This window comes from Acinetobacter sp. YH12152, assembly GCF_013418285.1.
GTDB lineage: Bacteria > Pseudomonadota > Gammaproteobacteria > Pseudomonadales > Moraxellaceae > Acinetobacter > Acinetobacter amyesii.
Genome location: NZ_VPCH01000019.1, coordinates 33,945 through 59,758, shown reverse-complemented (window position 1 = coordinate 59,758; position 25,814 = coordinate 33,945). Strand labels below are relative to the sequence as shown.

The window sequence follows — 25,814 nt, the reverse complement described above, 5'->3', positions numbered from 1 at the left end:
GTTAATTGGACTTTATCGAATGAAAATATATTGAAAATTAACTGAGAAATTTGACGATAATCGAAATACTGATCTGCAAAGAAGCGTTGTATACGTCGATAAAATGATTGTGGTAAGCACTTGATGGGTAAGGCTTTAGATGCAGAAGAAAGATTACATGTCTGTTTTACAATTAATGCAAGCATAATCAGTGTAAAACATTTTGCATGTGACTTGTTCCACTTTAGATATTTGTTTAAGATGAGATGTAACTCATTGAAATGTGTCATCATATTCGTCGTCAGAAAACAAGTATTATGCCATTATTTCAATGAGTTATCTTTTTTTGTCGTGTACAAAGCCGCAAACAAATAAATAAATAGTAAATATTGTTGTAAAGAGGGCTATATCAAAACTGAAGTTAAATTACATATGTAATGTTTCTTGAATCCGCTTATATGCTTTTTTAAGTGCTTAGGTGAATAGTATTAAAGCAAAGTTAGAAGTGCAAATTGAGAATTAGACCTTGATCAGGGTATCTAAGATGTTTCTGCAATAGTGGACGAAATTGTCTTAATTCAGTAAGTACAAAATGCTCGCCAAAATGTGGGCTTATTTTTAGCTTTGAATAACGAAAATCCATGAAGTTGCAGAAGCAAAATTTAGTAAAACTTCATGTTTAGAGGCTCATTCATTAATAGTGCTTAATTATATTTAAATGTAAAAATACCTATAAAAAATAGGTATTTAAAATCCGACTAGAACAGTTGTATTTTAATTTAAAAGCTGTAATTTGAAAGAGCGATCTAATAAAGAGACAACAAAATGCCTTATTCAAATATTAAAGCGATTATTGAGCAAATCTATAATTTTGTATTAGAAAAACATGGTTTAGCGTCTAAAAGTCGATTTATGCAGTTATCGATTTTCTTTAAAGAATTACATGAAGGGGATGAGTCAAAATTTACCGCAGATAGGTCTTTTTATTACAAAGGAATATTTAACAACAGAGAAAAAAGTGTATTTGCGAATGCTGCGCCAGACTTTTTTGATAAGCACAAGTTTTTGGATTGGGTTGTTAAATCAATTGATTGATTTCAACCCAATCGTTTGAGTACATATTCATCATTCATGCTGTATAGCCAGTCTGAATAGAGGATATGGATCAGAAATCAGTAGGTGTTTGTTATGAAATACATGCTTATAGTCAATAAAGATGCATGATCAGTATGATGCCAGTAAAGTCTTCAATGATTAAAATTTAACTGCACATTTCGTTCTTTGATTTAAATAAAAGCTTGGTTCAAAGCAGAATATAAAAACCCATGTAAAAGACATGGGTTTTTAGTTTAAGTTGCACAATGTGATAATTTGGCTAAAAAATAAGCAATTCGATTCATTTGTTCTATGCTAAATGAGAAAATTATCATTTAGTTCCATTTCAGAAAATTGTATAAATAAAAACAGAAAAGTTCATATCAAAAAAATTAATTTTTAAATACATAGAGATAAGACCAAATTTGCAATCCTGTAGCAAATCTTCACAAAAATGCAATTATTAATAATAATAATTATCATTAACATAGTTTCACGCTGGCCAGCGTACTAAGCATGACTTGCACAGTTAAAGAAACATAATTACATGACAAAGCTTGGAAAAGCTTAAAAATAGAGGATATGGTCAGATGAAAGAGCTTGCTAATCGCTTGGCGATGCAGCATCTTGTCAATGCATACTCACAAGAAACCGGTAAAGGTATTTTGCTGGAAAAGTATCAACAGAATTCATCACAATTGACGTTTAGCCAAGGCTTGACGTTGTTATGCATCCCTTTAGATTGCATTCAATCACAGTTATTTGTACCACTATCTTATGTCAGCCTTGTTGGTAGACATCGTCTTGCAGATCTCCCATACGTTTTTAATAAAGGACAGAAACTGTCATTTAGTATCACCGCGATCGCGAGTTTATTGCTTGAACAGCTCGTACAAGAGTCAGGTCATACACTGGATGCTTCATCATTATTAGAGCGTTGGATCGAAAGTCGTGAAGCGCTTACACAATTTTTGACACTACGTGAACATGATTTAGAGGCCTTGGTCCAAGCGGAACAAAGTTTCATTGAATCGGAACAAGCTTTAATTTTAGGGCACAGCATGCATCCTGCACCGAAAAGTCGGGTCGGTTTTGTGCATGAAGATTGGGAAAGGTATTCGCCAGAAGCCAAAGGTCTCAGCCAACTGCATTATTGGTTGGTGGCTCCAGAATATATTCAAGAAGGTTCAGCTTTAGATCAAGCTGTATCAGCGCAATTGAAAAGCGAATTGCAATGGCATTTATCAGAAACAGATCAAGCACTACTGAATGCTTATTCGCATTATAAGTTATTGCCTTTGCATCCTTGGCAAGCACGTTATTTACAGTCAAAAGCATGGTTTAAAAGTTTAAAAACCAAATTAAAAATTATCGATTTTGGCGAGAAAGGTTGGGCATTTTCCCCAACAACTTCGGTACGCACTATGGCAAGTTTTGCAGCGCCGTGGATGTTGAAACCATCACTTTCCGTGATGATCACCAATTCAATCCGAGTCAATCTTGCCAAAGAATGTCACCGTGGCGAAATGACCCATCGACTTTGGCATTCAAGCCTCGGTGAACATATTTTACAACAATGCCCAACGCTCAAAGCGGTGAATGATCCTGCTTGGATGGCATTGAGCATAGATGATGAAATCGTCGATGAAACTATTTGCATCTTCCGTGATCAGCCTTTTAGTGAAAAGCAGCAGGTGTGTTGTATTGCGTCATTGTGCCAAGATCATCCTGCACAGCCGAAAAGCCGTTTTAATGCCTTATTTGAACAAATCGCAAAACAACAACCTGAACTTGATCAAAGCGCCATTGCGATCAATTGGTTTAAACAATTCTTAGCTATCAGTCTAAAACCATTAATGTATTTGTACCATCAATACGGAATGGCCTTTGAATCACATCAGCAAAATGTCTTACTTGAGCTGGAACATGCAATGCCTAAATATCTATGGCTGCGTGACAATCAAGGCTTTTACTATATCGAAGAACTTGCAGGTGAGGTCTTAAGCGCATTTCCAGAGTTGCAAGAAAAAGCGCATGCCGTGGGTTCTAAAGCCTTTGTCGATGAGCGCTTTAGCTATTATTTCTTTGGTAATACTTTATTCGGCATCATCAATGCAATTGGTGCAACTGGATATGTCACAGAGCAAGTGTTGATATCGATATTGCAAAATGAACTGTTGGACTTACATCAGGCTTATCCAGAGAGTTCATTGATTCATTCATTACTGTATCAGCCGACCTTGCCGTATAAGGGCAATCTGTTGACACGCTTGTATGAGCTGGATGAATTGATTGCCCCAGTCGATCAGCAATCGGTTTATGTACCGTTGCCAAATCCTTTATGTGTGGAACAGAAGGATGTGCAATATGCTTGATTTTATTGGGATAGGCTTAGGGCCATTTAACCTTAGTTTGGCGAGTTTGCTACATAAGCAAAATCATTTGCAGTATCAATTTTTTGAAAAGAAACCACAGTTTGACTGGCATGCGGGTATGCAATTGCCCAATACCGTGCTGCAAGTGCCGTTTATGGCCGATCTGGTTTCCATGGTCGATCCAACCAGTCCTTTTAGTTTTTTAAACTATTTAAAGACACAGCAACGATTATATAAATTCTATTTTTTAGAACAAGCACAGATTCCTAGACGTGAATATAACCATTATTGTCAGTGGGTTGCAGACCAACTAGAGCATATTCAATATCAATCAACCGTAAAAGCCATTTATGCCCAAGAGCAAGGCTTTGAAGTCATGGTTGAGCAAGATGGACGTTTTAGACGTTATCAATGCCGAAATCTGGTCATTGGTTCGGGGAATGTTCCGCATTTACCACAGTGTCTAAAAGACATACAGCAGCAATATCCTGAGCGCTGCTTACATTCTGCAAATTATTGCAATGCAGCGTTAAATCACTTGAAAGGTAATGTGGTTGTACTGGGTTCAGGCCAGTCTTCGGCCGAAGTCTTTATGGATCTGTTTGATCGTCAATATTTGCAGGATCAGACCACAACAGCACAGTTTAAGTTACATTGGCTGACACGCTCGAGTGGGTTTTTCCCGATGGAATATGCACCACTTGGATTGGAGCATTTTAGTCCTGATTATACTGCACATTTTTATCAACTGAGCCCTGAAAATAAAGCCGAACTATTGAAGCAACAAGGCTTGTTATATAAGGGTATCAGTGCAAAAACCATCCGTGATATTTATCAAAAACTGTATCACCGGAGCATTGGGCAAAATATTCAACAGACGCATTTACATGCTCAGGTGGGTTTGGTTGCTGCTGAGCCGCATGGTGCGGGCATCCGTTTGCAGTTTCAGCATAAAGTCACGGCAGAACAATTCTATCTGGATGCGGACTTTGTCGTGGCTTCAACGGGATATCACAGTCCCGAGTGGCAATATCTCAAATATCTAAAACCACTGATTCAGTGTGATGAATTCGGTCATTGGAAAATCAGCCAGGACTACCGAGTACAGCATGACGCTGTCGGTGAAATTTTTGTTCAAAATCAGGAAATGCACAGTCACGGTGTCGGTACACCAGATTTAGGACTTGGTGCTCACCGTGCAGCGGTCATTGCCAATCAATTATTGGGTTTTAACTTATACGATTTAGGTGATCAAGCGCAAAGTTTCCAACATTTTTCACCCATTGAAAATGCTGAAATGCACAGTATGGGCATTGTAAAGAAATCAGCGCCAACCAATATCCAAAGACCATTTTTCCGTAAAAAAAACCATTGCCAACTATGCAATGAACCGCAATACAACAATGCCGAATAAGCAAGAACAGAATGCGGTTAAACTCGAGAAATTATAATGACATTTGCAAAATTACAGATAAATCAAACGCAGTGGCGCCGTGCAGGGCAAAGACTGATTGAAATGGCGATTGCTGAATTTTTATATGAAGAAATTATTCAGATTCAGCCAGTGGAAAATAACACATGGCAACTCAATCTGGATGACAAAACGTATCAATTTGAAGCGACACAGTTTCTGCTTGGGCATTGGCGTATTGTTGAAGGGAGCGTTCGCGATTTAAGTGAATCGACAGCACAGCCCGCATGGAATCTGCATGAATTTATTCGTGCTTTTTCAACTCAAGCTGAGGTGAAGCCATTTACCAAGGCTTATTTGATTAAAGAAATGAACAATACATGGTTGGCTGAAGCACATGTTTTTGATGAACAGAGATTGCTAAGTCAGGCTGTGCTGTCAGCACCGCACTATCAAATTGAAGGCATGTTGCGTGGACACCCATGGCTCATTATGAGTAAAGGCCGTATGGGTTTTGGCTATGATGATTATTTAAGCTCAGCACCAGAGGTCTCTCCAACAGTCAAAGTCTTGTGGTTAGCTGTTCATCGTGATTTAGCTGAGTTTCGTTCGACCGAGGCTTGGGATGCGCAAAGCTTATATCGCCATGAGTTGAACTCTGCCCAATTACACGATTTTCAACAGCAATTAGCGGACAATGCCTTAGATGCTGCTGAGTATTTCTTTATTCCTGTACATGCATGGCAGTGGCATCAGTGGTTAATCCCGACCTATGCCAATGAAATCGTCGATCAGCGCATTGTAGAGCTGGACATTGGACAAGATGATTATGTGCCAATGCAATCAATTCGTACCTTATGCAATACCAGTCATCCTGAACGGCATTATGTGAAGTTACCCGTCAGTATCTTTAATACGGCGGTCTATAGAGGTCTGCCTTCAAAACGAAATTTGGCTGCACCTGCGGTGACCGCTTGGCTGAAGGACATTCAACATCAAGATGTAGACCTGCAAAAAACACAGGTAGTATTTTTGGGCGAAGTTGCAAGTTTAACTTTGCAACAGCCATGTTTTGATCAGATAGACGGTGCGCCTTACCAATTTAAAGAATTGTTTGGTTGCTTATGGCGTGAAAGTGTAGAGCCTTACATCGGTGAACATCAGTTAGCGCTTTCCCAAGCAGCATTGTTGCATCGAGATCTAAATGGTCAGTCTATTTTATCCGTGTTGATTCAGGCTTCAGGTTTGACGCCTTTGCAATGGTTGAAGCGTTTTGCCGAAGTTTGTGTAACACCGTTACTGATTTGCTTATACAAATATGGTTTGGCTTTTTCTCCACACGGTGAAAACACCATGTTGATCCATGAAAATGGTTTACCGAAAAAAATGGTGCTGAAGGACTTTATTGATGATGTCAATTTAGTTGATGAAGATTTTCCAGAACTCGAAAATTTACCACCTGAAGGGCAAATTTTACTGCGTCATCCTGCTGAAGAACTTAGTCACTTTATCTTTACAGGTTTGTTCATGGTGCATTACCGCTATATCTCTAATGTCTTCCTTGAAGATTATCCACAGCATACAGAACTTGAGTTTTGGCAAACCATCTCCACCGTGATTGACGAATTTCATCAGGCACATCCTGAATTGGCAGATCGTATTGAAAAATTCAGTATGTTCCGTCCACGTTTCGAGAAAATTTGTCTGAACCGTGTTCGACTGTTTACCACCAGTTATAACGACGAAGCAGAACGACCAGTACCTGTATTTTTAGATCCTATTGCAAACCCTGTGAGTCCAAGCACTTTAAATCAGTGGGCGAAACAACAGCATACCGCCGAACAGAAAACGACAACTAATCGTATTGCGTCATAAACAGATTTTTGAGCTAAGAACAGAAAAGATTAAACAAATTTAAAGGACGACATCATGACAACGTTATCACGACAACTACCTGATTTTTATGAATACCATGAGAATGAGACGCAATACTACTTACGACAAATGCAATATCCAGAAGATATGGCTTTGGTTCATAAATGGATGCATGAACCGCATGTTATTCCACAGTGGCAGCTCAATAAGTCAGAAACTGAACTAAAAGTGTATTACGAAAAAATGCTGGCAGATGATCATCACCGAATTTTGATTGTGGGGGTAAATGGTGAAGATGTGGGCTACACAGAGATCTACGAAGGAAAACGGGATCGATTAGGTTTGTACTACGACGGTGATGAGCTTGATCTAGGTTGGCATTTGTTATTTGGTGAAAAGTCCGTTTTTGGTAAAGGCTATTTACGTCCCGTCATGCGTTTATTGAGTTTTTATATCTTTGAAAATGCTGCATCAGCCAAGATTGTGGGAGAGCCTGATCATAGTGTGAAGCCTTATGCCGTCGTAGTTGAAGACATGTGCTATGAAGCGCAGCGCCTAATCCCAATGCCTGAAAAGACCGCCATGTTGTATTACTGCTTTAGAGAAACATTTTATTCAAAATTTGGTCATTACTTAAACGACTCCAAGGCATTTCAGCATCAGCAACTAGCTAAGGCGGTGTCATGAGTTATCGCTGCACCCACATGCACATACTGGACATGCGCTTTTCAGCGCATGTTTCAGTGGAAGAGTTTGAACAATGGTTGACTCAAGTTGAGCGCTTTTTTCTGAAAAGTCAGCCCTTTGTTTTGGTTATGCAAACGGCTGAGGGAACGACTTTTCCTGAAGAATATCGGCAAATACAGGCCGTTTGGTACAAGAAGTTTAAACATCTCTTTTTTCAATATTGTTTGGGTCTGGTGCGTATTGCGCAAGATCCAGATGACTTCAAACGTTTAAATACACCCGCGCTGCATGCAGCGTGGAGTGTGCCTTATTACGTTTCATTAGAACAGTCTGATGCGCTGCAATGGGCAGTGCAGAGGTGGATATGCAACAACACTCAAGAAAATTAAATCATGCAATTTCACCATCTCAAATTTCAGTCCTGAGCTTGAGCGTCGTGATCATTTTGTACTTAGCACATGCATTGCCTTTGTATTTTTACAATGTGGCTTTGCCTGCCATTTTACGACATCAAGGGGTAGATTTACGCTGGATCGGCATGTTATCGCTGCTTTACATTCCATGGGTATTCAAGTTTTTTTGGGCGCCTTGGATCGATCAGCTCTATGTCAAAAAACTCGGTAAACGCAAAACATGGCTGTTGTTTACGCAAATCGCATTGGTACTGGGGGTACTGGTTTTAGCCTTTACGCAGTTTTCTTATGGGTTGACTTTATTTGTCATCATTGGTTTATGGATTTCAACGTTTGCGGCAACGCAAGATATTGCGATTGATGGTTATACCGTAGAGAAATTTACCGAAGGCAATTACCGTTTGGGCAGTATGGCACAAAGTATTGGGGTGGCCGTCGGGAGCATGCTCGGTGGCGCTGCGACTTTATGGATTTACCAATATTGGGGTTGGCAGTCAGCGCTCACAGCTTTAGCGCTGCTGACATTTTTAACCATGTTTGCTGTGTTTTTTATTCAAGAAGAACCACAAACTCAAATTGCCAAAGCCAAACCAAGCCTACGACAAGCGTTTAAACGACCTGCGATTCGTTGGGCCTTGCTGCTCATCGTTTGTTATCGCGTGGTGGAAGCACCCGCTATGGCAATGCTGAATCCCATGTTGATCGATCAAAAATGGTCACTGTCTCAGATCGGGGTGTTGATGTCTGTGGTCGGTGCCGGTGTCGGTCTGATTGCAGCTGTTAGTGCAGCTGTATTGCTGAAAAAAATCAAAGCGACGCAATTGTTGGTCTGGGCAGGATGGTTACGTACATTGCTATATGCCGTCATTGGGGCAGCCGTTGTATTGGAGTGGTTGAATCAATGGCATCTGCTTTTAGGTCTATTTGTCGTGTTGATGCTAGCCATTCGTTATATCGCCATGACATCACTCTATGCCTATTTCATGCAGACCAGTTCTAAAGAACAGGCAGGTACCGATTTCACCATATTAGTTTGCTTTGAATTGCTCGTCTACTTTATTGGCGGCGCATTTTCAGGCTTTCTCGCAAAATCATTAGGCTATGGACATTTTTACTTGGTATTGGCAATTGGCTCAGTAATCAGCGTCTTAATTAGTCAGCGCATTGTTTTAAAAACACAAAATTTTAAAACTCAAACACTTCCGACTCAATCGGAACTCTAAGAAATGGAAAAGAATATGAAACGTTTAGCTCTACCGATGCAACTGACGTGTCTCAGCCTTGCAATTTGCACTCAGCTTTATGCACAAGACGTCACAACGGACACAGCACAAAATACTGCAGTTGAAACACAAACTGCAGTAGCTACTAAAATGGCACCGATTGTTGTGACGGCAACTCGTTCTGCGAAAAGCATTGCAGATATTGCGGGTACGGTGTACAGCATTCCTAAAGAAGAAATTGAAAAACAAGCCAATGCAGGTAAAAGCACAGCTGATATTGTTGGTTTATTGGTGCCATCACTGACTCCATCGAGTGGTACAACGTCTAACTATGGGATGACCATGCGTGGACGTGTGGTGCAATACATGATCGATGGTGTGCCGCAAACGGGATATCGTGATGGATCTCGACAACTGGCGAGTATTAGCCCGTCGATGATTGAACGAATTGAAGTGGTCTCTGGCGCAAGTAGTATTTATGGTTCAGGTGCGACAGGCGGTATTATCAATATCATCACCAAACGAGGTGGATCTGAACCGCTGAGTTTTGAAACGAAAGTCGGTGTTACTTCTGGTAATAACTTTAAGTCTGATGCTCTGGCTTATGAAGCTGCACAAACCATGAACTTTAATCAAGGCAATTTACGCGGAACTTTAGGTGCAAGCTATACCAAACGTGGTGAAATACAAGATAGTCATGGCAACCGTATTGGACCTGAAATTGCACAAACAGACCGTCAAGATACCGACACTTTAGATCTAAATGGTCGTGTCAGTTGGAAAATTGCCGATGGTCAAACGCTGAGTTTTGGCGCGCAATATTATAATGATGAGCAAGATAGTGACTATGGCCCTGACTATGGTCCAAATTTAAATGCGCTGCGCTCACAGCCCGTGGGTGGCAAGCTGCCGTTGTCATTAAATGCGGTAAAAGGCTTACAACTTGCTGAACAACCACAAACTGAACGTTATAGCGTCAATGCACAATATGAAAATCAAGATATTTTAGGCCACCGTCTAAACGCTGAAACCTATTATCGAAATGAAAAAGCACGGTGGTTCCCATCTGCACGTCAAATGGCACCTGAACTCTTCTTGGTGTATCAGTCAGAAACCGATATCGATGTTTTAGGCGCGCGTGTTGCTCTACAAAAAGATCTTAACTTAAATGGTCGTGAACTGGGTTTAACCTATGGTGTGGACTATGAAAATGAAAAAGATCAACAAAATATCCAAATGTATGACAGCGCAACGTTTATTCAAAGTAATGGTTTGAGTTATCAGCCGTTTAACTACTATGCCTTTGGCCCAGATGTTGAAACAGAAAAACTTGGCGTATTTGCCCAAGCGCAATATGAATTAACCGACCGACTTGGCTTACAAGCAGGCATTCGCCATGAACGTGTAGAAAGCGATGTCGATTCATCTGTGCCTTATATGGAAGCAATTACTGCAGATTTAACCCCAGGTTATGTGGCGAAAACACTGAATGGCGGCAAAGTAAAACATGATGCAACGCTGTTTAATGTTGGCGCGGTGTATCACTTAACAGATGCACAGCAAGTGTTTGCTAATTTCTCACAAGGTTCAAACTTGCCCGATGTGCAACGTATGCTGCGCGATGTGCCGGCAAATTCTGTGATTAATAGCCAAACCATTGACCCGATTAAAGTCAATAACTATGAACTCGGTTGGCGTGTACAAAATGCCGGTGGTTTAAATGCAGGAGTGACAGCTTTTTATAATGACTCAGATAAAAGCCTGAAATTTGGTGCGCCGAATTACACCATTGATGTTATTGATACCGATGAACGTATCTATGGTGTCGAAGCCAATGCCAGTTATGAAGTTCAACCAAATTGGACGGTTGGCGGCACAGTTGCATATACCACGGGCCAATTTAAAAATACCCAAGGTGACTGGCAAGAATTGGATGCCATTCGTGTGGCACCTTTAAAAGGAACAGCATTTTCAGAATGGCAGTTTGATAATGACATGAGCCTACGTGTTCAAGCTTTAGCGATTGGCGGTACAGACAAAGCCCAAAAAGATGCTATGAAATATGGATCTGCTCCAGCAGCGGCAATTAAAGGCTTTGCAACGATGGACGTGATTGCCAATGCAAAAGTAGGACCGGGTAATGTGGGCTTTGGTGTCTACAACGTGTGGAATACGGATTATAAGTCGGTGTACAGCCAGTCGGTTGAAACTGTCTATGGCCCAATTTCTAGCCTAGCTGCACAAGGTCGTACCTACGGTTTAAGTTATACAGTGAAATACTGATTTAAATCCTGAATCGTGTTTAAAGCACGGTATCGTGACTTACAAAATAGAGGTGGCTTAAGTCACCTCTATTGTTTATAACGTAGCCATTAAAAATGGATAACAAAAATAATGGATCGAAATAACAAACTGTTTATTGCTGCCAGTCTTGCCAATGGTGCAAGTTTCTCGATGATATTGCCGCTGTTGGCGCCATTGGTTCGTGAGTTAAAACTTACTGAGCTACAAGGTGGCGCGATGGTTTCCGTCGGTGCGCTGCTGATGGCTGTCGGTGCCATTTACATTTCAAAAAATCAATCTAAGTTTTCGATTTATCAACTCTTGAGTATCGGTTTTGTGGGCATGGCTGTGACATGGGGGCTATTTACAGCCGTGTTGATGTATGGCCTTACTGTTCATATAGGGATGTTGCTGCTATTTAGTTTATTAATGTTGTCACGCGCAGCGACTGGGGTATTTATGGCGATGCCACAGATTGCCTTGCAAACTTATGTGATGACCCGTTTTAGCAATGAGCAGCAGCGTTCACAAGCAATGTCAAAATTCGGTGCATTAAATAGTGCAGGCGTGATCATTGGTCCATTTCTAACAACCTTGCTGCTGGGCTTCGGTGGAATCATGACGCCGCTGTGGGCTGCAATCATTATTTTAGCGTTGATTTCTGTGGTCTTGGTGTTCAGCTTTGACCGACATACAGAACAGCATAGCGTTGAAAAGCCAGTGACAGCTAAGAATGAGATACCATCTACGGATTTGAGCATTCAGCAATGCTATCCATGGTTAATGTTGGGATTCAGTCTCTATCTTGCCATCGTGACCGTAAATTTAACGGCCGGGTTTTATATTCAAGACCGCTTTAATATGACTGCTGCAGAAGGCGCAGTGCATTTTGCAGAATGTTCTCTCGTCGTAGGTATTGCTTTGGTGATTATGCAAACGCTGATTTCTAAGTATTTAAATTGGTCCGTATATCGCTTACTGTGGGTTGGGCTGTTTAGCATGGCAGCAGCCTTGCTGATTTCGGTTTTCACCACTGAATTACAGATATTTCAAGCTACATATCTTTTATATGGTATATCGGTTGCATGTTTAATCCCTGCATTTACAACGGGTGCAGCGCAAACGGCGCCCAGTGCGTTACAGACTAAGGTGGCAAGTTGGTGTACAGCCACTCAGGCTTTGAGCTTTGTTGTCGGGCCACTGATTAGCACGGGTTTATACCAGTGGCACAAAGAATTTCCGTATTATTTTTTATTTTTAGTGATGCTTGGTCTGATCGTATTCTTTTTATTTCAAACCAAAATTCAAACCGTGAAGCGAGTAACTGAGTGAAATTGCAGTGAATTGTATATTTACAGCAATAGATCACTGTGTAGACCGTACCATCCTGACAACAGTGGGTTTTGATTACATGATGTTACTTGATTGGTGATTGATCTTACAAAATAGATGTTTAGAGCAAGCACTTTGATTAAAAAATAATCACAATTGTTTCATTAATTCTCAAAGTACTGAATCAATAGTTTTCTCCGTTATTCTTTTCACATAAAAAATAACGGAGGTTAAATGCTTAAATTTAATAATGATTTGGTTCTGGGCGCCATTTTTGATATGGATGGAACAATGTTTGATACTGAACGTTTACGGTTTCAAACATTGAAACAGGCATCTCTTGAATTGACCGGTGTTGAGTTTTCCGAATCTTATCTGATGAATTGTTTGGGGCTAAGTGCACAAAGCGCGCATCGATTGGCCCAAGCCGAATATGATGAAAATATTCCATACGCAGATATTCGCAAACGCGCAGATGAATTAGAGCTGGAGCATGTTCGCCAGTTTGGTGTACCGATCAAAAAAGGCTTGGTTCAAGTATTAGAACGCTTACGCAAGTCAGGACTGAGGATGGCCGTGGCAACATCGAGTCGCCGTGCAATCGCAGAAGAATATCTAATCAATGCCAATGTGTATAAGTTCTTTGATGTCTTAGTCTGTGGCGATGAAGTTGAAAATGGTAAGCCACATCCTGAAATATTTATGCGTGCTGCCGCAAAGCTGAATTTAAATCCTGCTGATTGTTTGATGTTTGAAGACTCGGAAAATGGTGTGACTTCGGCCTTTGACGCTGGCGGTATTACCGTACTGTTTAAAGATATTAAATCGCCCAATCAAAACATGCTGTCCAAAGCCAAATATTATTATGAATGTATGTATGACTGTTTGACGGAACTTGACCCGTTCACTGCGCATTTAGAGATGCCGCATGTGCAAGAGGCTTTTCCACAAACCCTTAATCAGCTCACTGTTGGTATTCATGGTTTTGGGGCGATTGGTGGTGGTTATTTAGCACAAATTTTGTCGCATTGGGATGGTTATACACGCCCGAAAAAAATTTATGCATCGACTCGTAACCCTTTATATCGCTCTGCGGTCAATGCATTTGGTACCTATTGTATTCGCTATGGTCAATTGTCTTATGACGAACGCATTGAAAACATGGCAGTCATTGATGCTGAAAATATTCAGCAGATGCAAGAGATGTACACAGAGTCAAGTTTGGTTGCCATCTGTTTGCCTGAAAAAGCGATTGCAGAAGAGGCCAAAACCATTGCACAAGGCCTGTATGCACGACATATTGCACATGATGAGAAAGCCATCGAACCTCTAACGATGCTGATCATTTTGAACAAAGTCGGAGCAAAACAATTATTAATGTCACATTTAAAACAGGCTTTAACTGAGCTTGCTGGAGCGGTTGTTGCAGAGAAAATCATGCAACAACACTATTTTTGCGATACCGTGGTCAACCGCATGGTATCTAAGTTGAGTGACCAAAATTTATATCGTCAGCTCCGTATAAAATATAATATTTTCAAACAATTTCAATTAGATGAAGTTGAAGTGGATGCTCAATTAGACTTAGAAGATGCGACGAAATTAAATCCTGATCAGGAGCGTCAAGCTACTTTATATGTTGAGGATATGCGACGCAATTTTCACCCAAGTCATATATTGCAAAGCATGGATTTAATTTTATTCAATGCTGAAGCTGACATGCCGATCTATGTGGAAAATAACAGTCCTTTGTTAGAAAAAATGCGTCAAATGATTTTGGTCGATCATATTGAAGATATCCAGTTAATTAAAAATCGCTTATGGAATGGCGTACATGCCATGTTGGCTTGGCAATCTGCACTGTTCAATCATCAAACCATAGGTGTGGCACTTGCAGATCATCGTGTTGATCAATTTATGCATGAACTCATTGACGAGGTGCAGGCTGGTTTAGCACTGCGCTTACCAAATCGTGCTTTTGATTTAACACGACTGGCAGAAAGCTTTATAAACTCTTGTGAACATGCGTATAAAGATCCATGTGCGCGCGTGGCACGAGATCCTTTACGCAAACTTGCATTTAATGAACGAGTGTTGGGCTCGTTGGCAACCAACTTAAAATGTGGACTGGATACAACACATCTACAGCAAGGGATTGTCTATGGTTTGATGTATGCCGTGAGTGTTAATCAATGTTCGATGGATCAGGCTATCAACTTTATCCAGTTGCAATTTTCAGAACTGAAAAAGACAAACGAGCTTGAACAACTGGAACGTATTGAACAGATTGAGGCCAATGTAATGATACAGTTGCAGCATTTTTCTGATCAGTTCACAGAGCAGTTTACATCTTGGAAAAACCATGCTGTAACGCAAGATCAGAAAGATACTGCGAAATTTGCCTAAAAATATAATGCTTATCTGTGCGCAATATATATTGAATCAAAATGCTGAGTATGACTCGGCATTTTTTTTCTTAAATAGAGGTCTTAGATGAATGAATTTCAGTTCTAACTGAATATTACTAAATCAAAATTGGGTAAAGTCTGTTTTGATTCATGCTTTAATAAAGCAGATTGAATTTAAAGTGATTTATCTGTGTTTCTAAAACCTTCAACGCAAGTCGTACCGACGCTCAATCAGGATTATCCCGATTGGCATCAAGGTCGTCAGCACTATGCTTTGTGGTATCTAGAAATACAGGATCCTAAATTATTGGAATATCTCACAGCACTTCGAGCGCAGTTTTCAGATCTTTTATACACGCCGAATACGCGCCAATTTCATATCACCGTGTTTATTTGTGGTTTTTTTGAAGAGCTGAATAAAACCCAATTAATCGATCATTCTGAACAACGATGGAATGATAATTTCTCAGCAGATGAGTTGGCACTGCATCAACAACAACTTCGACAGTTATCGCTATCTAATATTCGGCTACGTACAGGTCAGATCCATAGCTTTCAAAGCGCACTGTTTATTGAAATTTTGGATTTAGATCGTAAGTTTGATCATCTACGTCAAGCTTTCAATGTAAGCTCGAATGAAATTGCACCGATCGAATATTGTCCGCATATCACATTGGGCTTGTATAAACAGGCATGGAATAGCGATGATATTTTTGAAAGAATCCAACAAGTTGAACAGCACTGCTTTGATTTTGAAAGCGAGCAACTGACTTTTGGTCATTATCAGGCTCAAGTACTACAAGGGGCATTAAGTCCTTATTATCAACATCAGTTTAGACAAAATATAGAGATGGCACAGTCATGATTCATTTCATTTTGGGTGGGGCGCGTTCAGGTAAGAGTCGACTTGCAGAACAAAAAGCCAAAGAAAGTGCTCAAGCCGTCATCTATGTGGCGACAGCACAAGCCTATGATGATGAAATGCAGGAGCGAATTCAGCATCATCAAGCAGACCGACCTGAACATTGGGGGCTGATTGAAGAGCCTCTATATTTAGCCGATCGCTTAGTTGAAATAGACCAAGCTCATCAAACCATTCTTATCGATTGTTTAACGCTGTGGATGAGTAATTTATTGATGCATGAACAAGCAGACTTTCAACAGCAACAATGCCAAAAATTACTTAAGGTGCTGCCGACATTAAAGTCAGACATTATTTTAGTCAGTAACGAAACTGGACTAGGCGTTGTTCCCATGGGACAAATCAGTCGAAAATTCGTCGATGAATCTGGGCGCTTACATCAACAAATTGGTCAAATTGCTGACCATGTGGTGTTTTGTGTTGCAGGTTTTCCAATAATCTTAAAAGGAGATAAAGCATGAACTGGTGGCAAGAACCCTGTCAAAATCCGAGTATCGAAGCTAAGCAACAGGCGGTAAAACACCAGTTACAGCTAACTAAACCTACGGGCTCACTTTCAGAACTTGAAAATGTAGCGGTGCAACTTGCATCATTACAAAACACAGATCAGCCCAATATCGATTTCCCATGGATCACCATCTTTGCAGGTGATCATGGCGTGATGGAAGAAAATATTTCGGCCTATCCTCAAGCTGTCACACGCCAAATGCTACAAAACTTCACGACCGGTGGTGCATGTATTAGTGTCATTGCACGTGAGTATCAAGCCAAACTACAAGTGATTGACTGTGGTTCGGTAGGTGAAGCCTATGAATATGCAGGGGTAGAGCGCTACTGTATTGCAGCGGGTACAGCAAATTTTGCTAAAACTGTTGCGATGAGCGAATCACAATGTATTGAAGCGATGAATCTCGGCCGTAAAAGTGTTGAAGATGCTATCGCTGCAGGTGCGTCTATTTATGTCGCAGGGGAAATGGGCATTGGCAATACCTGTTCTGCTTCTGCTGTTGCATGTTTTTTATTTAATGAGCCGGCCGAAAAACTGACAGGTGTTGGTACAGGTATTCGTGCTGAACAATTGGCACATAAGAAACAAGTGATTGATCAGGCCTTGGCTTTACATCAGGACTATGTCGGCCAAGATGTCTTTAAAGCTCTATGTGCTGTAGGTGGTTTGGAAATTGCCGCGATGGTTGGAGCATACATTCGCTGTGCGCAATTGGGTTTGGCAATGGTCGTGGATGGATTTATTAGTACAGTTTCGGCCTTGGTTGCTATTCGTTTAAATCCTGCGGTGCGTGATTGGATGCTCTTTGGTCATCAATCGGCTGAATATGGGCACCAACGTTTACTTCAAGCCCTTGAAGCTGAACCACTCTTAAAGTTGAATTTACGTTTAGGTGAAGGCAGCGGTGCCGGTGCGGCCTTGGGTTTAATTCGTTTGGCATGTCGCTTACATAATAACATGGCGACTTTCGCACAAGCTGCTGTGATTGGTGAAAAAGTTTAAATGGAACATTTCCGTTTAGATATATTGCGTCATGGTGAGACTGAACTGAGCCATACCTTACGTGGCTCTACAGATGATGCTTTGACGCAAAAAGGTTGGCAGCAGATGCAGCAGACCATAGATGAAGCATTAGACGGTACGTATACATACGGTTTAGCGAGCTGGGATGTCATCATCACTTCTGACTTACAGCGTTGCCGTTTATTTGCTTTGGAACTGTCTCAACAGCTTGAACGTCCAATGTTTGAAAATGCGAAGTTTCAAGAAATGCATTTTGGTGACTGGGAAGCAGTATCAACCAAGCATATCTATGAAAACACCCCAGAGTTACTCGCACAGTTTTGGCAAAGTCCAAGTACATTTACGCCACCGAATGCAGAAAGTCTTCAGCAATTTCAACAACGGATATTAAGCGGTCTAGATGAGCTAGTTTTGCAGGCTCAACAGCATCATTGGGACCGCGTTTTATTGGTTTCCCATGGTGGTGTGATTAAATTATTAAAATGTATGGCACAGCAAAGTCATTTAGATGATTTATTAAAAATGACTGCCGAATTGGGACAATTAAATTCATTCATTGTGAAAAATCGTGCAAATATTCGTATTTTGGAGCAAAGTGAATGACACCTTTTTGGATTGCTCTCCAGTTTCTCACGACTTTCCCGATTCAACTCAAAGTGATGCCATCGAAACAGCAAAATGGACAGTCTTTGCTGTTTTATCCAGCGGTGGGATTGTTGATTGGCGGCATTCTTGCCTTGCTTGCTTTCACATTTCACAGCCTGCCGATCATCTTACTTAGCAGTATTTTGCTTGTGGTCTGGATTTGGCTCACAGGTGGTTTACATCTAGATGGTTTAGCAGATACGGCAGATGCGTGGGTCGGTGGCTTTGGTGATGCCGAGCGTACACTTAAAATCATGAAAGACCCTGCATGTGGGCCGATTGGTGTGTTGAGCCTCGTCGTGATTTGCTTACTCAAATGGTCGGCACTTTATGTTTTGCTACAACAGCAAATGTATTTGGCATTGATTGTATTTCTAATGTTGGGTCGTTTAGCCCCTTTATTTTTGTTTTTAACAACTCAGTATGTCCGTGAAAAAGGCTTAGGCTCATCGATAGCAGCAACTATTCCACGAAAGTCGGCATACATGATATTTACACTCTGCCTAAGTGCATGTTTGTATTTTAGCTGGCCTGGAGTTGTGAGTATATTTACGTTTATTTGTACTTTACTGTATTTACGATGGAAATTTATTCAGCGTATAGGTGGCGTGACGGGCGATACAATTGGTGCAGCGATTGAAATCACAGAGGTGTCGAGTCTTTTAGCGTTTGTCATAGCACTTCATTATGTAATTGCTTAGTTTTACAGTGAAATGACTTAACTCCTGATTTAAAAAAAGCCCAGCTAATGCACTGGGCTTTTTATTTTATCCTAATAGATAAATGACCAAATGAATAAGTGATGGCCCAAGTAATACCATAAATACTCCAGCAAGTACCATGCTCAGGCAGGCTGCAACACCTTCTTCTTTATGACGTGATAACGCCTTACTTGTACCAAATCCATGTGCAGCATTGCCAAGAGCCGCACCTTGCGCAAAGCGTGAATGCAATTTAAGCCCAGCCAAAACTAGGTCAGCCAAAGCCACGCCGGCAATCCCAGTAATCATGGTAAATAGAATCACCAATTCGACTGAACCCCCAATATTCGAGGTAAGTTCCATGGCAAAGGGGGTAGAAATGGAACGTGCCATTAAGCTATAAGACGTTTCTTGGTCAAACTGAAACAACTGTGCCAAATAAAAAGCACTGATAATTCCTGCTAACATGCCAATCACGATGCCCAAACTAATACTCAGCGCATGCTGACGGATAATTTGCCGATATTCATAGATGGGAATAGCAAAGGCCACAGTTGCCGGGCCGAGCATCCATACAATCCATTGGCTTTCTTGCATATAGGTGTCATATGAAATATGAAAGCAAAGCATGAGTATAATCAGCACAAACGGGACGAATAGTGCAGGGGAAAGAACCATATACGGTAACTTACGATGTAGCTTTTTCGCCAAAATATAACCGACAAGGGTCAGGACGAAAAACAATACAGAGATGCTGTTCAACCCAAAATCGTTCATAAGGTTTTTCCTGCTGTGTTGACATCATGATCTGTCGCAGTTTGGTGTTTCGCTTTAAGTTTTGCCTCGAGTTTAAAGCCCCAATAAACCGTAAATGCTGTAAACACCATGACACAGACGGTACCCAGTACCACGGCTAAAATTAACTGCCAGCCAGAGCTGAGTAATAAATCTTGATATTTAATTAATCCAACTACACAGGGGATAAAGAATAGAACCAGTTCAGCCAAAATAAAATCTGAGCCTTGTTTGATCCACTGCATTTTAAATAAACCACTCAACAATGCGGCTAAAAGGAGCAATAAACCAATCACGCCAGCAGAGATCGGCAAGTTAAACCAAGATTGAATGCAAGAGCCGATCCACCAGATCAATATCAATAAACTTAGCTGCGCTAAAGTCTTGAGAAACTGGGTAATTTTGGAAGAAGATTGTGGAAGCGTATCCATGAGACAACAGCAGAATAGGAGATGACGCTATTTTAAAAGTGCATACCCTGTATAATTATGAATAATTAATTATTAATTATGCTTATATGGAATAATAATGGACATTAAAAGCCTAAAAGTCTTTGTGACCATCGTACAAAAACAGAGTTTTAGTCATGCAGCAGAAGCGCTTTTTGTCACTCAGCCGACCATTAGTAAATTAATTCGTCAGTTAGAAGATGAGATCGGCGTGCCTTTATTTCATAAAGGAGAAGCAGGTCGAAAAAGGGAAGCACAGCTCACCTATATGGGAGAGCAGATTTATCAGCATGCCTTAGTGATTTTGAACGAACAACAACGGATGCTTGATACGGTCACACAAGTGCGCGCCTTAAAACAAGGTAAATTGACCCTCGGTTTACCACCATTGGCATCGGTGCTATTTAGTCAGTTAATTGCATTGTTTCATCGAAAATATCCGAATATTGAATTGAGCTTTTTTGAGGTTGGGGCGACGGGTATTGAAAGTGCCATTTTAAAAAAACAGGTCGATGTCGGAATTATTTTGGGGCACTTGAAACCGGTGCTGAGTGGTATTCCAGTGATGGAGTCACCTTTGTGCTTATTATCCAAAAAAAACTCACAATGGCGAAAGCGAAAAACCGTTTCGTTGATTGAATTAAAAGAAGAGTCCTTTTTATTATATGATGATACCTTCACACTCAATGACATCATCATACAGGCGGCAAATTACGTCGGATTTGAGCCCAATGTGGTATGTAAAAGCAGCCAGTGGGACTTCATCGCCAAAATGGTGGATTCAAATGTTGGGATTGCACTCCTGCCTAAAATTTATTGTGAACAACTTGATGCGGTAAAATACCATGTGGCTGAATTAGAAAATCCGAACTTAGACTGGAAACTCAGCATGGCCTGGAATACCACTGTTGCCATGAGTCCCGCAACGCGTGCATGGCTAGAAATCATTGAAGACAATAAAGACAAAATACATTTTTAGTTCATTCACAGATCAAGTCGATAAATAAATGATTGGAAATGAAGGTTGATTTACGATTTGTACATCAAAGATTATTGAAAAGGATTTTGCAAAATCAACATGCATGAATTAAATTGGGTGTTGGTCGTTATTTTTGATGGTTCATAAAATGAAATGGGATGATATTGGTCAACAACCGTGTTCAATCGCTCGTGCGCTTTCTGTGCTAGGGGACCGTTGGACCATGTTGATTATCCGTAATGCATTTATGGGCATCCGACGTTTTGATGATTTTCAACAAAATTTGGGTGTGACTCGACATGTGTTATCTGACCGCCTAAAGCGTTTGGTCGAAGAAGGTATTTTGACCAAAGTTGCTTATGTCGAGCGTCAGGAACGTTTTGAATATCGACTGACTCAAAAAGGCTTAGACTTGTATCCAATTCTTCTAGCCATGACGCATTGGGCCGATCAATATATGGATCAGGGCTTGGGATCACCTGTTGAATATGTCCATCAGACATGTGGTGAAAAGTTTAAACCCGTTTTAGTGTGCTCATGTTGTGCTGAACCGATCCAAGCCAAACAGGTCAAACCGATATTTACCCAAGCCTATTACATCGCTCTCAACCAATTAAAACCTGCCTAAGCTGTTTTATGGCTTTCTTCAAGATGCTGATTTGCATCTATTTAGCCAAAATAGCCTAAGCAGTATTTAGATTACTTTAAAATTACAAACAATTTGCAGGTTTAGGGATGCCCGCTAAACGACTTAAATGTCGAGCGACCAAGCCCGTATTAAATTTGTCTTGTAATACTGCATTATTAATATCTGCACTCACGGTTTTCATTAAAAATTTAATGAGTGGGCGAGTTGCCGGCGAGTGACCAAACTGTTGATAAAACTGTCGCACAGCTTGTAAAACTTCAAAATGCCAAGGGCTTAACTCAAGTTCTAAACTTTTAGCCAGTTCTTGGGCAACAGCTTCATTCCAAATAGTGTAATCCACCAAATGGCCATCTTGGTCTAATTCAAGATTCATATTCATTCCAAAAGAGAAGATTGTAGAAATGGATCGCTTTTACTCAAATTATTTGAGTGAAATACATCGTTTAAATCTAAGGCATAGATCAGCAAAAGCGGCATAGTCGATCACTTTCATATGACTATAATTCATACTTTTACCTAAAATCTCAGCATCATTTTCAAGTACATAACATGTGCCAAATTGCTGAATTTGTTCATCTGCAATATGTAAGACTGCTTCACCCATCAAGATAATTGCATCTTCAGGATTGATTAAACTGGCTAACTGCTGGATGTGCTGTAGGGTATTGGCATAGCTGGCTTGGACTAAATACAGCGTAGAATTTGACATCATCATTCCTCTTTTACCAATACAACACATGATCAAATTGTTGAATTAATTCAGTATTGAATTGAACAAACTCTAGTTCTTGTTCACTGTTGATCACAAAAGGATGCTGTGAATTTTTTTGTTCAATATAAATCGGGGTGAGATCGTAAAACTCAAAGCTATCAACCATGTTGGAAGCGAGTTTAAACGCATGCTTGAGCTGACTAAACTCTTGTTCTGCCTGAAGTAAGCTCAGCGCAGCATCTTTGAGCAACACTTTAACGTCACAACCGAAGGTTGCAAGCACCATGGTCGCAGAAAGACTTTCATGTACTTGTAAGTTTGCAAGATTTGCATGGGTTAAAACAACCAGTACAGATTTCACGTAATTTTCCTTTTCAATGCTACAAATGCGCGGCAATCAAAACACTTAGAATTGCAATAAGCGGTCAGCAGCTTGTACAGCATCGGCAAGTTCGCCTAGGCCCACAAGTTCAAATTGTTCAGCTAAATTATGTTGCTGAATATTGTGACGCTGTGCATTTTCCTGATCTGTGATCCCACGTGCGAGAGCTGCACTTACGCAAACAGGTAAACGAATGCCGAGTTTTTGCCATTCACTACTGAGTTTGCGTTGATCATCTGGCACCCATTGCAGGGCATTTGCGACATTTACACCATCTTGATAGAAAAAAACCCGAAAGTTTTCGCCTTTTTGCTTCAGCGCTTGGGCAAGACCCAAAGCATGCCAAGCCAATATCGAAGTGGGTGAGGAGGTAATTAGTAATAGAGTACTCATCGAAATTCACTAAATGAATAAACGGTCTAGATCGACAGTTTGTTCTGAGTTCAGAAGAAAAAGCTAGTATACAATGATTTACTCAATGATCTGAATATTTGCAAAGTTTTACTTATTTAGGCAGCGAAGTCATTGCCAATTTTTCTTCAAATATAACTTTTGGTTTATTTTGGATTCAGCCTCGAGCCATCACTTTTTCATAAATAAACTGTGCGGTTACATACTGAAAAATCTTTATATGAATAAAACGCAATTTTTGATTTTACAGAGTGCTATGATCTTTTCATTTTTTAAACCATCTCATGAATATAGAGAAATTTAATTTAAGTTTATTTAATTCAATCAATGCTTCGGACAATGCTTTAGATTTCACCATTTCTTTCGCCATATTTATAGCCAATGATCTATTTTATATCGTGATTCTTTTGATGTTTTTGGCTTGGTTTAAAGGCAATTTTGATATCAAAAAACAAATCGTTAAAGCCACTGTGTTTACAATCGTCGCATTTCTTATCAGCCAAGTGATTTCAAGTTTTTTTTACTATCCTAGACCCTTTGTCTTGGACGTTGGACGCACGATTATAGAACATTCACCGAATGGATCATTCCCGAGTGATCACATGCTGTTTTTTAGCACGATTGCATTTTCTTATATATTTTCAAAGCAAAAAACCGTCGGCTATGTATTTCTAGCATTCGCTTTTCTTGTTGCATGGTCGAGAGTCTATTTAGGTGTGCATTATCCAATGGATATGGCGGGCGCGTTGATCATCGCTGTTTTGCTTAATTTTGTCGGACTGTCTTTATGGCGAAGCTATGGTTTTCATTTGGTGAGCATGATCTTAAAAGTTTACGAGTTCCTATTCTCAGCCATGATCAAAAAAGGCTATATCCGCTAAATTAAGTTCGCCAAATATTTGCGATTTCAAAAGTTTGCTGCTGTTATAGTTACATTGCCAACATCTTGCCAGATGAATATTTATGATGATTCATCTGGCGTTCACATCCAGATCCTATACCTCAAAAAATAGTCAGACTGCTCAATTCCATTTGCTCATTCGATAAGATCATCTCTAATATTTTGTTGCTGTCTAACATGCTTCGCAATGTAACTATTATTAAATATCTTCTTCAAAAAGCCTTCAACTCAAATGCCACGAAAACTTGTGATGTCTTCTAAATGGATCGCTAGCGAGGTCATTTGTCGTAAATCAAATACAGTTAATATTCATAACTGCAACACAGTCAAAATTCCAAAGCAGTAAGATAAAACTAGAATGCTCTTGCAGATTGTTCGGCTCATGGAAAATGCTGAGGCGAGGTTTAATAATTTTGATCTGTAGAAAAGTTGGTGACGACACCAAGATGATGCCAAAGAGTTGTAAAAGCTTGATAACTATAAGGAGTATCTAAACAATGATTTTAGTGACTGGTGGTTTAGGCTTTATAGGCTCACATATAGCCTTGAGTTTAATGGCTCAAGGTCAAGAAGTCATTATTGTGGATAATTTATCCAATGCAAATTTACAAACACTTGAACGACTAGAATTTATTTCAGGCATGTATGTACCTTTTGTCAAACTCGATATTCGAAATACTCCCGCACTCAATAAAGTATTTGAACAATATACCGTCGATGCTGTCATTCATACGGCAGGCTTTAAGTCATTGGAAGAATCCGTCCTTAAACCACTTGAATACTATAATGATAATGTCAGCTGTATCATGAGTTTGCTGCGTGCCATGCAGCGAACAGGTGTACGAACACTGATCCATTTATCAAGTTTGGCGGTATATGGTCAGTCTTCGGCAGATTTAACAGAAGACACAGAAATCAATTTTACTTATCCAAATCCCTATGTGAAATCTCAACAAATGGTGGAAGAAATTATACGGGATACAGCACGTACTGATAACGAGTGGAAAATTGCGATTTTGCGTTTAGGAAACGTCGCAGGTGCATTCGAACATGCAGTTTTAGGTGAGTTTGTTGCGCCATTGCCAAAAAATATCGTGCCGCTTGCGATGCAAGTCGGGGCTTTACAACGAGATTTTATTGAACTTCGCAAACAAGCCAAAACTGAAGATGGTACTGTGGAACGGAGTTTCTTGCATGTACTCGACTGCTGTAAGGCGGTGTGGCAATGTTTAAAATGGTTGTCGCAGCAACAATTTACTTGCGAGGCCTTTAATATTTCAGGTGAGCTTGTTTCGATACAGCAACTGTTGGATACACTTTCAGAAGTGACACAGGCAGAGATTAAGACGGTCGAATCTACTTTTTACCCAAGCCATGAATATGACCAGCTTGGGGCAAGTACACAGAAAGCGAAAAGTACTTTTGATTGGCAGCCTGAACAAGATTTAAAGAAAATGCTAGAAGATGAATGGCGTTTCTATCAACAAACATTAAGAGGTAATTAACTCGTCTTGTATTCGGTAAATTTAATCGTCGTGCATGATTTTCTTTATAAAATCACGATAAAGATTATCAAATAAACCACTTATAATTGATAATGGTTATTATTTACAAATCTAAGCAAGTTACCTAAACTGTATTTATCAGCAGAATTTG

25 protein-coding genes and 1 pseudogene are annotated in these 25,814 nt (G+C 40.2%); 19 read left to right on the top strand and 7 right to left on the bottom strand.

All coding sequences use genetic code 11. The features are described 5' to 3' along the window. Positions 1-269: pseudogene (locus FTU83_RS08155) on the bottom strand (IS4 family transposase); the annotation flags it as partial. A 535-nt stretch (positions 270-804) separates the two neighbouring features. Here FTU83_RS08155 and FTU83_RS08150 point away from each other — a divergent pair. The 15 genes from FTU83_RS08150 (at position 805) to FTU83_RS08080 (ending at position 18,880) form a co-directional block, all read left to right on the top strand. Then, positions 805-1,074 carry a hypothetical protein gene (locus FTU83_RS08150; protein WP_180040275.1) on the top strand — a complete coding sequence of 90 codons (270 nt, stop codon included), beginning with the start codon at positions 805-807 and terminating at the stop codon, positions 1,072-1,074. Positions 1,075-1,664: 590 nt separating this feature from the next. Beyond that, positions 1,665-3,449: an IucA/IucC family siderophore biosynthesis protein gene (locus FTU83_RS08145; protein WP_180106058.1), complete on the top strand. Its 1,785-nt coding sequence runs from the start codon at positions 1,665-1,667 to the stop codon at positions 3,447-3,449. Then, a complete protein-coding gene (locus tag FTU83_RS08140) occupies positions 3,442-4,863 on the top strand; it encodes a lysine N(6)-hydroxylase/L-ornithine N(5)-oxygenase family protein (RefSeq protein ID WP_180106057.1) in 1,422 nt (473 codons plus the stop codon). The genes FTU83_RS08145 and FTU83_RS08140 overlap by 8 nt, the downstream gene beginning before the upstream one ends. A 36-nt stretch (positions 4,864-4,899) precedes the next feature. Then, the gene (locus FTU83_RS08135) at positions 4,900-6,735 is read left to right on the top strand and encodes an IucA/IucC family siderophore biosynthesis protein (protein ID WP_180106056.1); all 1,836 of its coding nucleotides are present in this window, start codon (positions 4,900-4,902) and stop codon (positions 6,733-6,735) included. Positions 6,736-6,789: 54 nt separating this feature from the next. Next, positions 6,790-7,422: a GNAT family N-acetyltransferase gene (locus tag FTU83_RS08130; protein ID WP_168378659.1), complete on the top strand. Its 633-nt coding sequence runs from the start codon at positions 6,790-6,792 to the stop codon at positions 7,420-7,422. After that, on the top strand, positions 7,419-7,811 hold the full coding sequence (locus FTU83_RS08125) for a hypothetical protein (RefSeq protein ID WP_180054873.1): 393 nt from the start codon (positions 7,419-7,421) through the stop codon (positions 7,809-7,811). Before FTU83_RS08130 ends, FTU83_RS08125 begins: the two co-directional genes overlap by 4 nt. Then, positions 7,787-9,058: an MFS transporter gene (locus FTU83_RS08120; RefSeq protein WP_257222552.1), complete on the top strand. Its 1,272-nt coding sequence runs from the start codon at positions 7,787-7,789 to the stop codon at positions 9,056-9,058. Before FTU83_RS08125 ends, FTU83_RS08120 begins: the two co-directional genes overlap by 25 nt. A gap of 15 nt (positions 9,059-9,073) precedes the next feature. Continuing rightward, positions 9,074-11,341 carry a TonB-dependent receptor gene (locus tag FTU83_RS08115; RefSeq protein ID WP_180040291.1) on the top strand — a complete coding sequence of 756 codons (2,268 nt, stop codon included), beginning with the start codon at positions 9,074-9,076 and terminating at the stop codon, positions 11,339-11,341. 111 nt (positions 11,342-11,452) lie between these two features. Continuing rightward, positions 11,453-12,673, top strand: coding sequence for an MFS transporter (locus tag FTU83_RS08110; RefSeq protein ID WP_180026282.1), 1,221 nt, complete (start codon positions 11,453-11,455; stop codon positions 12,671-12,673). 234 nt (positions 12,674-12,907) lie between these two features. Next, positions 12,908-15,079 (top strand): bifunctional mannitol-1-phosphate dehydrogenase/phosphatase, encoded by a 2,172-nt coding sequence (gene mtlD, locus FTU83_RS08105; protein ID WP_180106054.1) that lies wholly within the window; start codon positions 12,908-12,910, stop codon positions 15,077-15,079. A gap of 192 nt (positions 15,080-15,271) precedes the next feature. Continuing rightward, a complete protein-coding gene (locus tag FTU83_RS08100; protein WP_180106053.1) occupies positions 15,272-15,946 on the top strand; it encodes a 2'-5' RNA ligase family protein in 675 nt (224 codons plus the stop codon). Beyond that, positions 15,943-16,464 (top strand): bifunctional adenosylcobinamide kinase/adenosylcobinamide-phosphate guanylyltransferase, encoded by a 522-nt coding sequence (gene cobU / locus FTU83_RS08095; protein ID WP_180106052.1) that lies wholly within the window; start codon positions 15,943-15,945, stop codon positions 16,462-16,464. The genes FTU83_RS08100 and cobU overlap by 4 nt, the downstream gene beginning before the upstream one ends. After that, entirely contained in the window at positions 16,461-17,513 is a 1,053-nt protein-coding gene (gene cobT, locus FTU83_RS08090; RefSeq protein WP_180106051.1) for a nicotinate-nucleotide--dimethylbenzimidazole phosphoribosyltransferase, read from the top strand. The genes cobU and cobT overlap by 4 nt, the downstream gene beginning before the upstream one ends. Next, positions 17,514-18,137, top strand: a complete 624-nt coding sequence (locus tag FTU83_RS08085; protein WP_180106050.1) for a histidine phosphatase family protein — start codon at positions 17,514-17,516, stop codon at positions 18,135-18,137. Beyond that, positions 18,134-18,880, top strand: coding sequence for an adenosylcobinamide-GDP ribazoletransferase (locus tag FTU83_RS08080; RefSeq protein ID WP_180106049.1), 747 nt, complete (start codon positions 18,134-18,136; stop codon positions 18,878-18,880). The genes FTU83_RS08085 and FTU83_RS08080 overlap by 4 nt, the downstream gene beginning before the upstream one ends. Positions 18,881-18,946: 66 nt before the next feature. On the opposite strand, the gene FTU83_RS08075 is transcribed toward FTU83_RS08080, so the two are convergent. Further along, complete coding sequence (locus tag FTU83_RS08075) at positions 18,947-19,657, bottom strand: LrgB family protein (RefSeq protein ID WP_171262654.1); 711 nt, start codon at positions 19,655-19,657, stop codon at positions 18,947-18,949. Next, positions 19,654-20,106: a CidA/LrgA family protein gene (locus tag FTU83_RS08070; RefSeq protein WP_180106048.1), complete on the bottom strand. Its 453-nt coding sequence runs from the start codon at positions 20,104-20,106 to the stop codon at positions 19,654-19,656. The genes FTU83_RS08075 and FTU83_RS08070 overlap by 4 nt, the downstream gene beginning before the upstream one ends. A gap of 97 nt (positions 20,107-20,203) precedes the next feature. On the opposite strand from FTU83_RS08070, the gene FTU83_RS08065 reads away from it, so the two are divergent. Then, positions 20,204-21,103, top strand: coding sequence for a LysR family transcriptional regulator (locus FTU83_RS08065; protein ID WP_168378649.1), 900 nt, complete (start codon positions 20,204-20,206; stop codon positions 21,101-21,103). A gap of 148 nt (positions 21,104-21,251) precedes the next feature. Then, complete coding sequence (locus FTU83_RS08060) at positions 21,252-21,731, top strand: helix-turn-helix domain-containing protein (protein WP_180106047.1); 480 nt, start codon at positions 21,252-21,254, stop codon at positions 21,729-21,731. A gap of 82 nt (positions 21,732-21,813) precedes the next feature. Here FTU83_RS08060 and FTU83_RS08055 read toward each other — a convergent pair whose 3' ends face one another. Genes FTU83_RS08055 through tusD form a run of 4 tightly spaced genes read right to left on the bottom strand, consistent with a single transcriptional unit; the run spans position 21,814 to position 23,239 of the window. After that, complete coding sequence (locus tag FTU83_RS08055) at positions 21,814-22,125, bottom strand: TusE/DsrC/DsvC family sulfur relay protein (RefSeq protein ID WP_111884335.1); 312 nt, start codon at positions 22,123-22,125, stop codon at positions 21,814-21,816. A 48-nt stretch (positions 22,126-22,173) separates the two neighbouring features. Further along, positions 22,174-22,461, bottom strand: a complete 288-nt coding sequence (locus tag FTU83_RS08050; protein WP_078190986.1) for a DsrH/TusB family sulfur metabolism protein — start codon at positions 22,459-22,461, stop codon at positions 22,174-22,176. Between the two features lie 13 nt (positions 22,462-22,474). After that, positions 22,475-22,825, bottom strand: coding sequence for a hypothetical protein (locus FTU83_RS08045; protein ID WP_168378646.1), 351 nt, complete (start codon positions 22,823-22,825; stop codon positions 22,475-22,477). 45 nt (positions 22,826-22,870) lie between these two features. Beyond that, positions 22,871-23,239: a sulfurtransferase complex subunit TusD gene (gene tusD / locus FTU83_RS08040; protein WP_078190984.1), complete on the bottom strand. Its 369-nt coding sequence runs from the start codon at positions 23,237-23,239 to the stop codon at positions 22,871-22,873. A gap of 302 nt (positions 23,240-23,541) precedes the next feature. On the opposite strand from tusD, the gene FTU83_RS08035 reads away from it, so the two are divergent. Both FTU83_RS08035 and FTU83_RS08030 read left to right on the top strand, forming a co-directional pair. Then, positions 23,542-24,138, top strand: a complete 597-nt coding sequence (locus FTU83_RS08035) for a phosphatase PAP2 family protein (protein WP_180054847.1) — start codon at positions 23,542-23,544, stop codon at positions 24,136-24,138. A gap of 517 nt (positions 24,139-24,655) precedes the next feature. After that, entirely contained in the window at positions 24,656-25,663 is a 1,008-nt protein-coding gene (locus tag FTU83_RS08030; protein ID WP_180106046.1) for an SDR family NAD(P)-dependent oxidoreductase, read from the top strand. Positions 25,664-25,814: the final 151 nt, after the last annotated feature.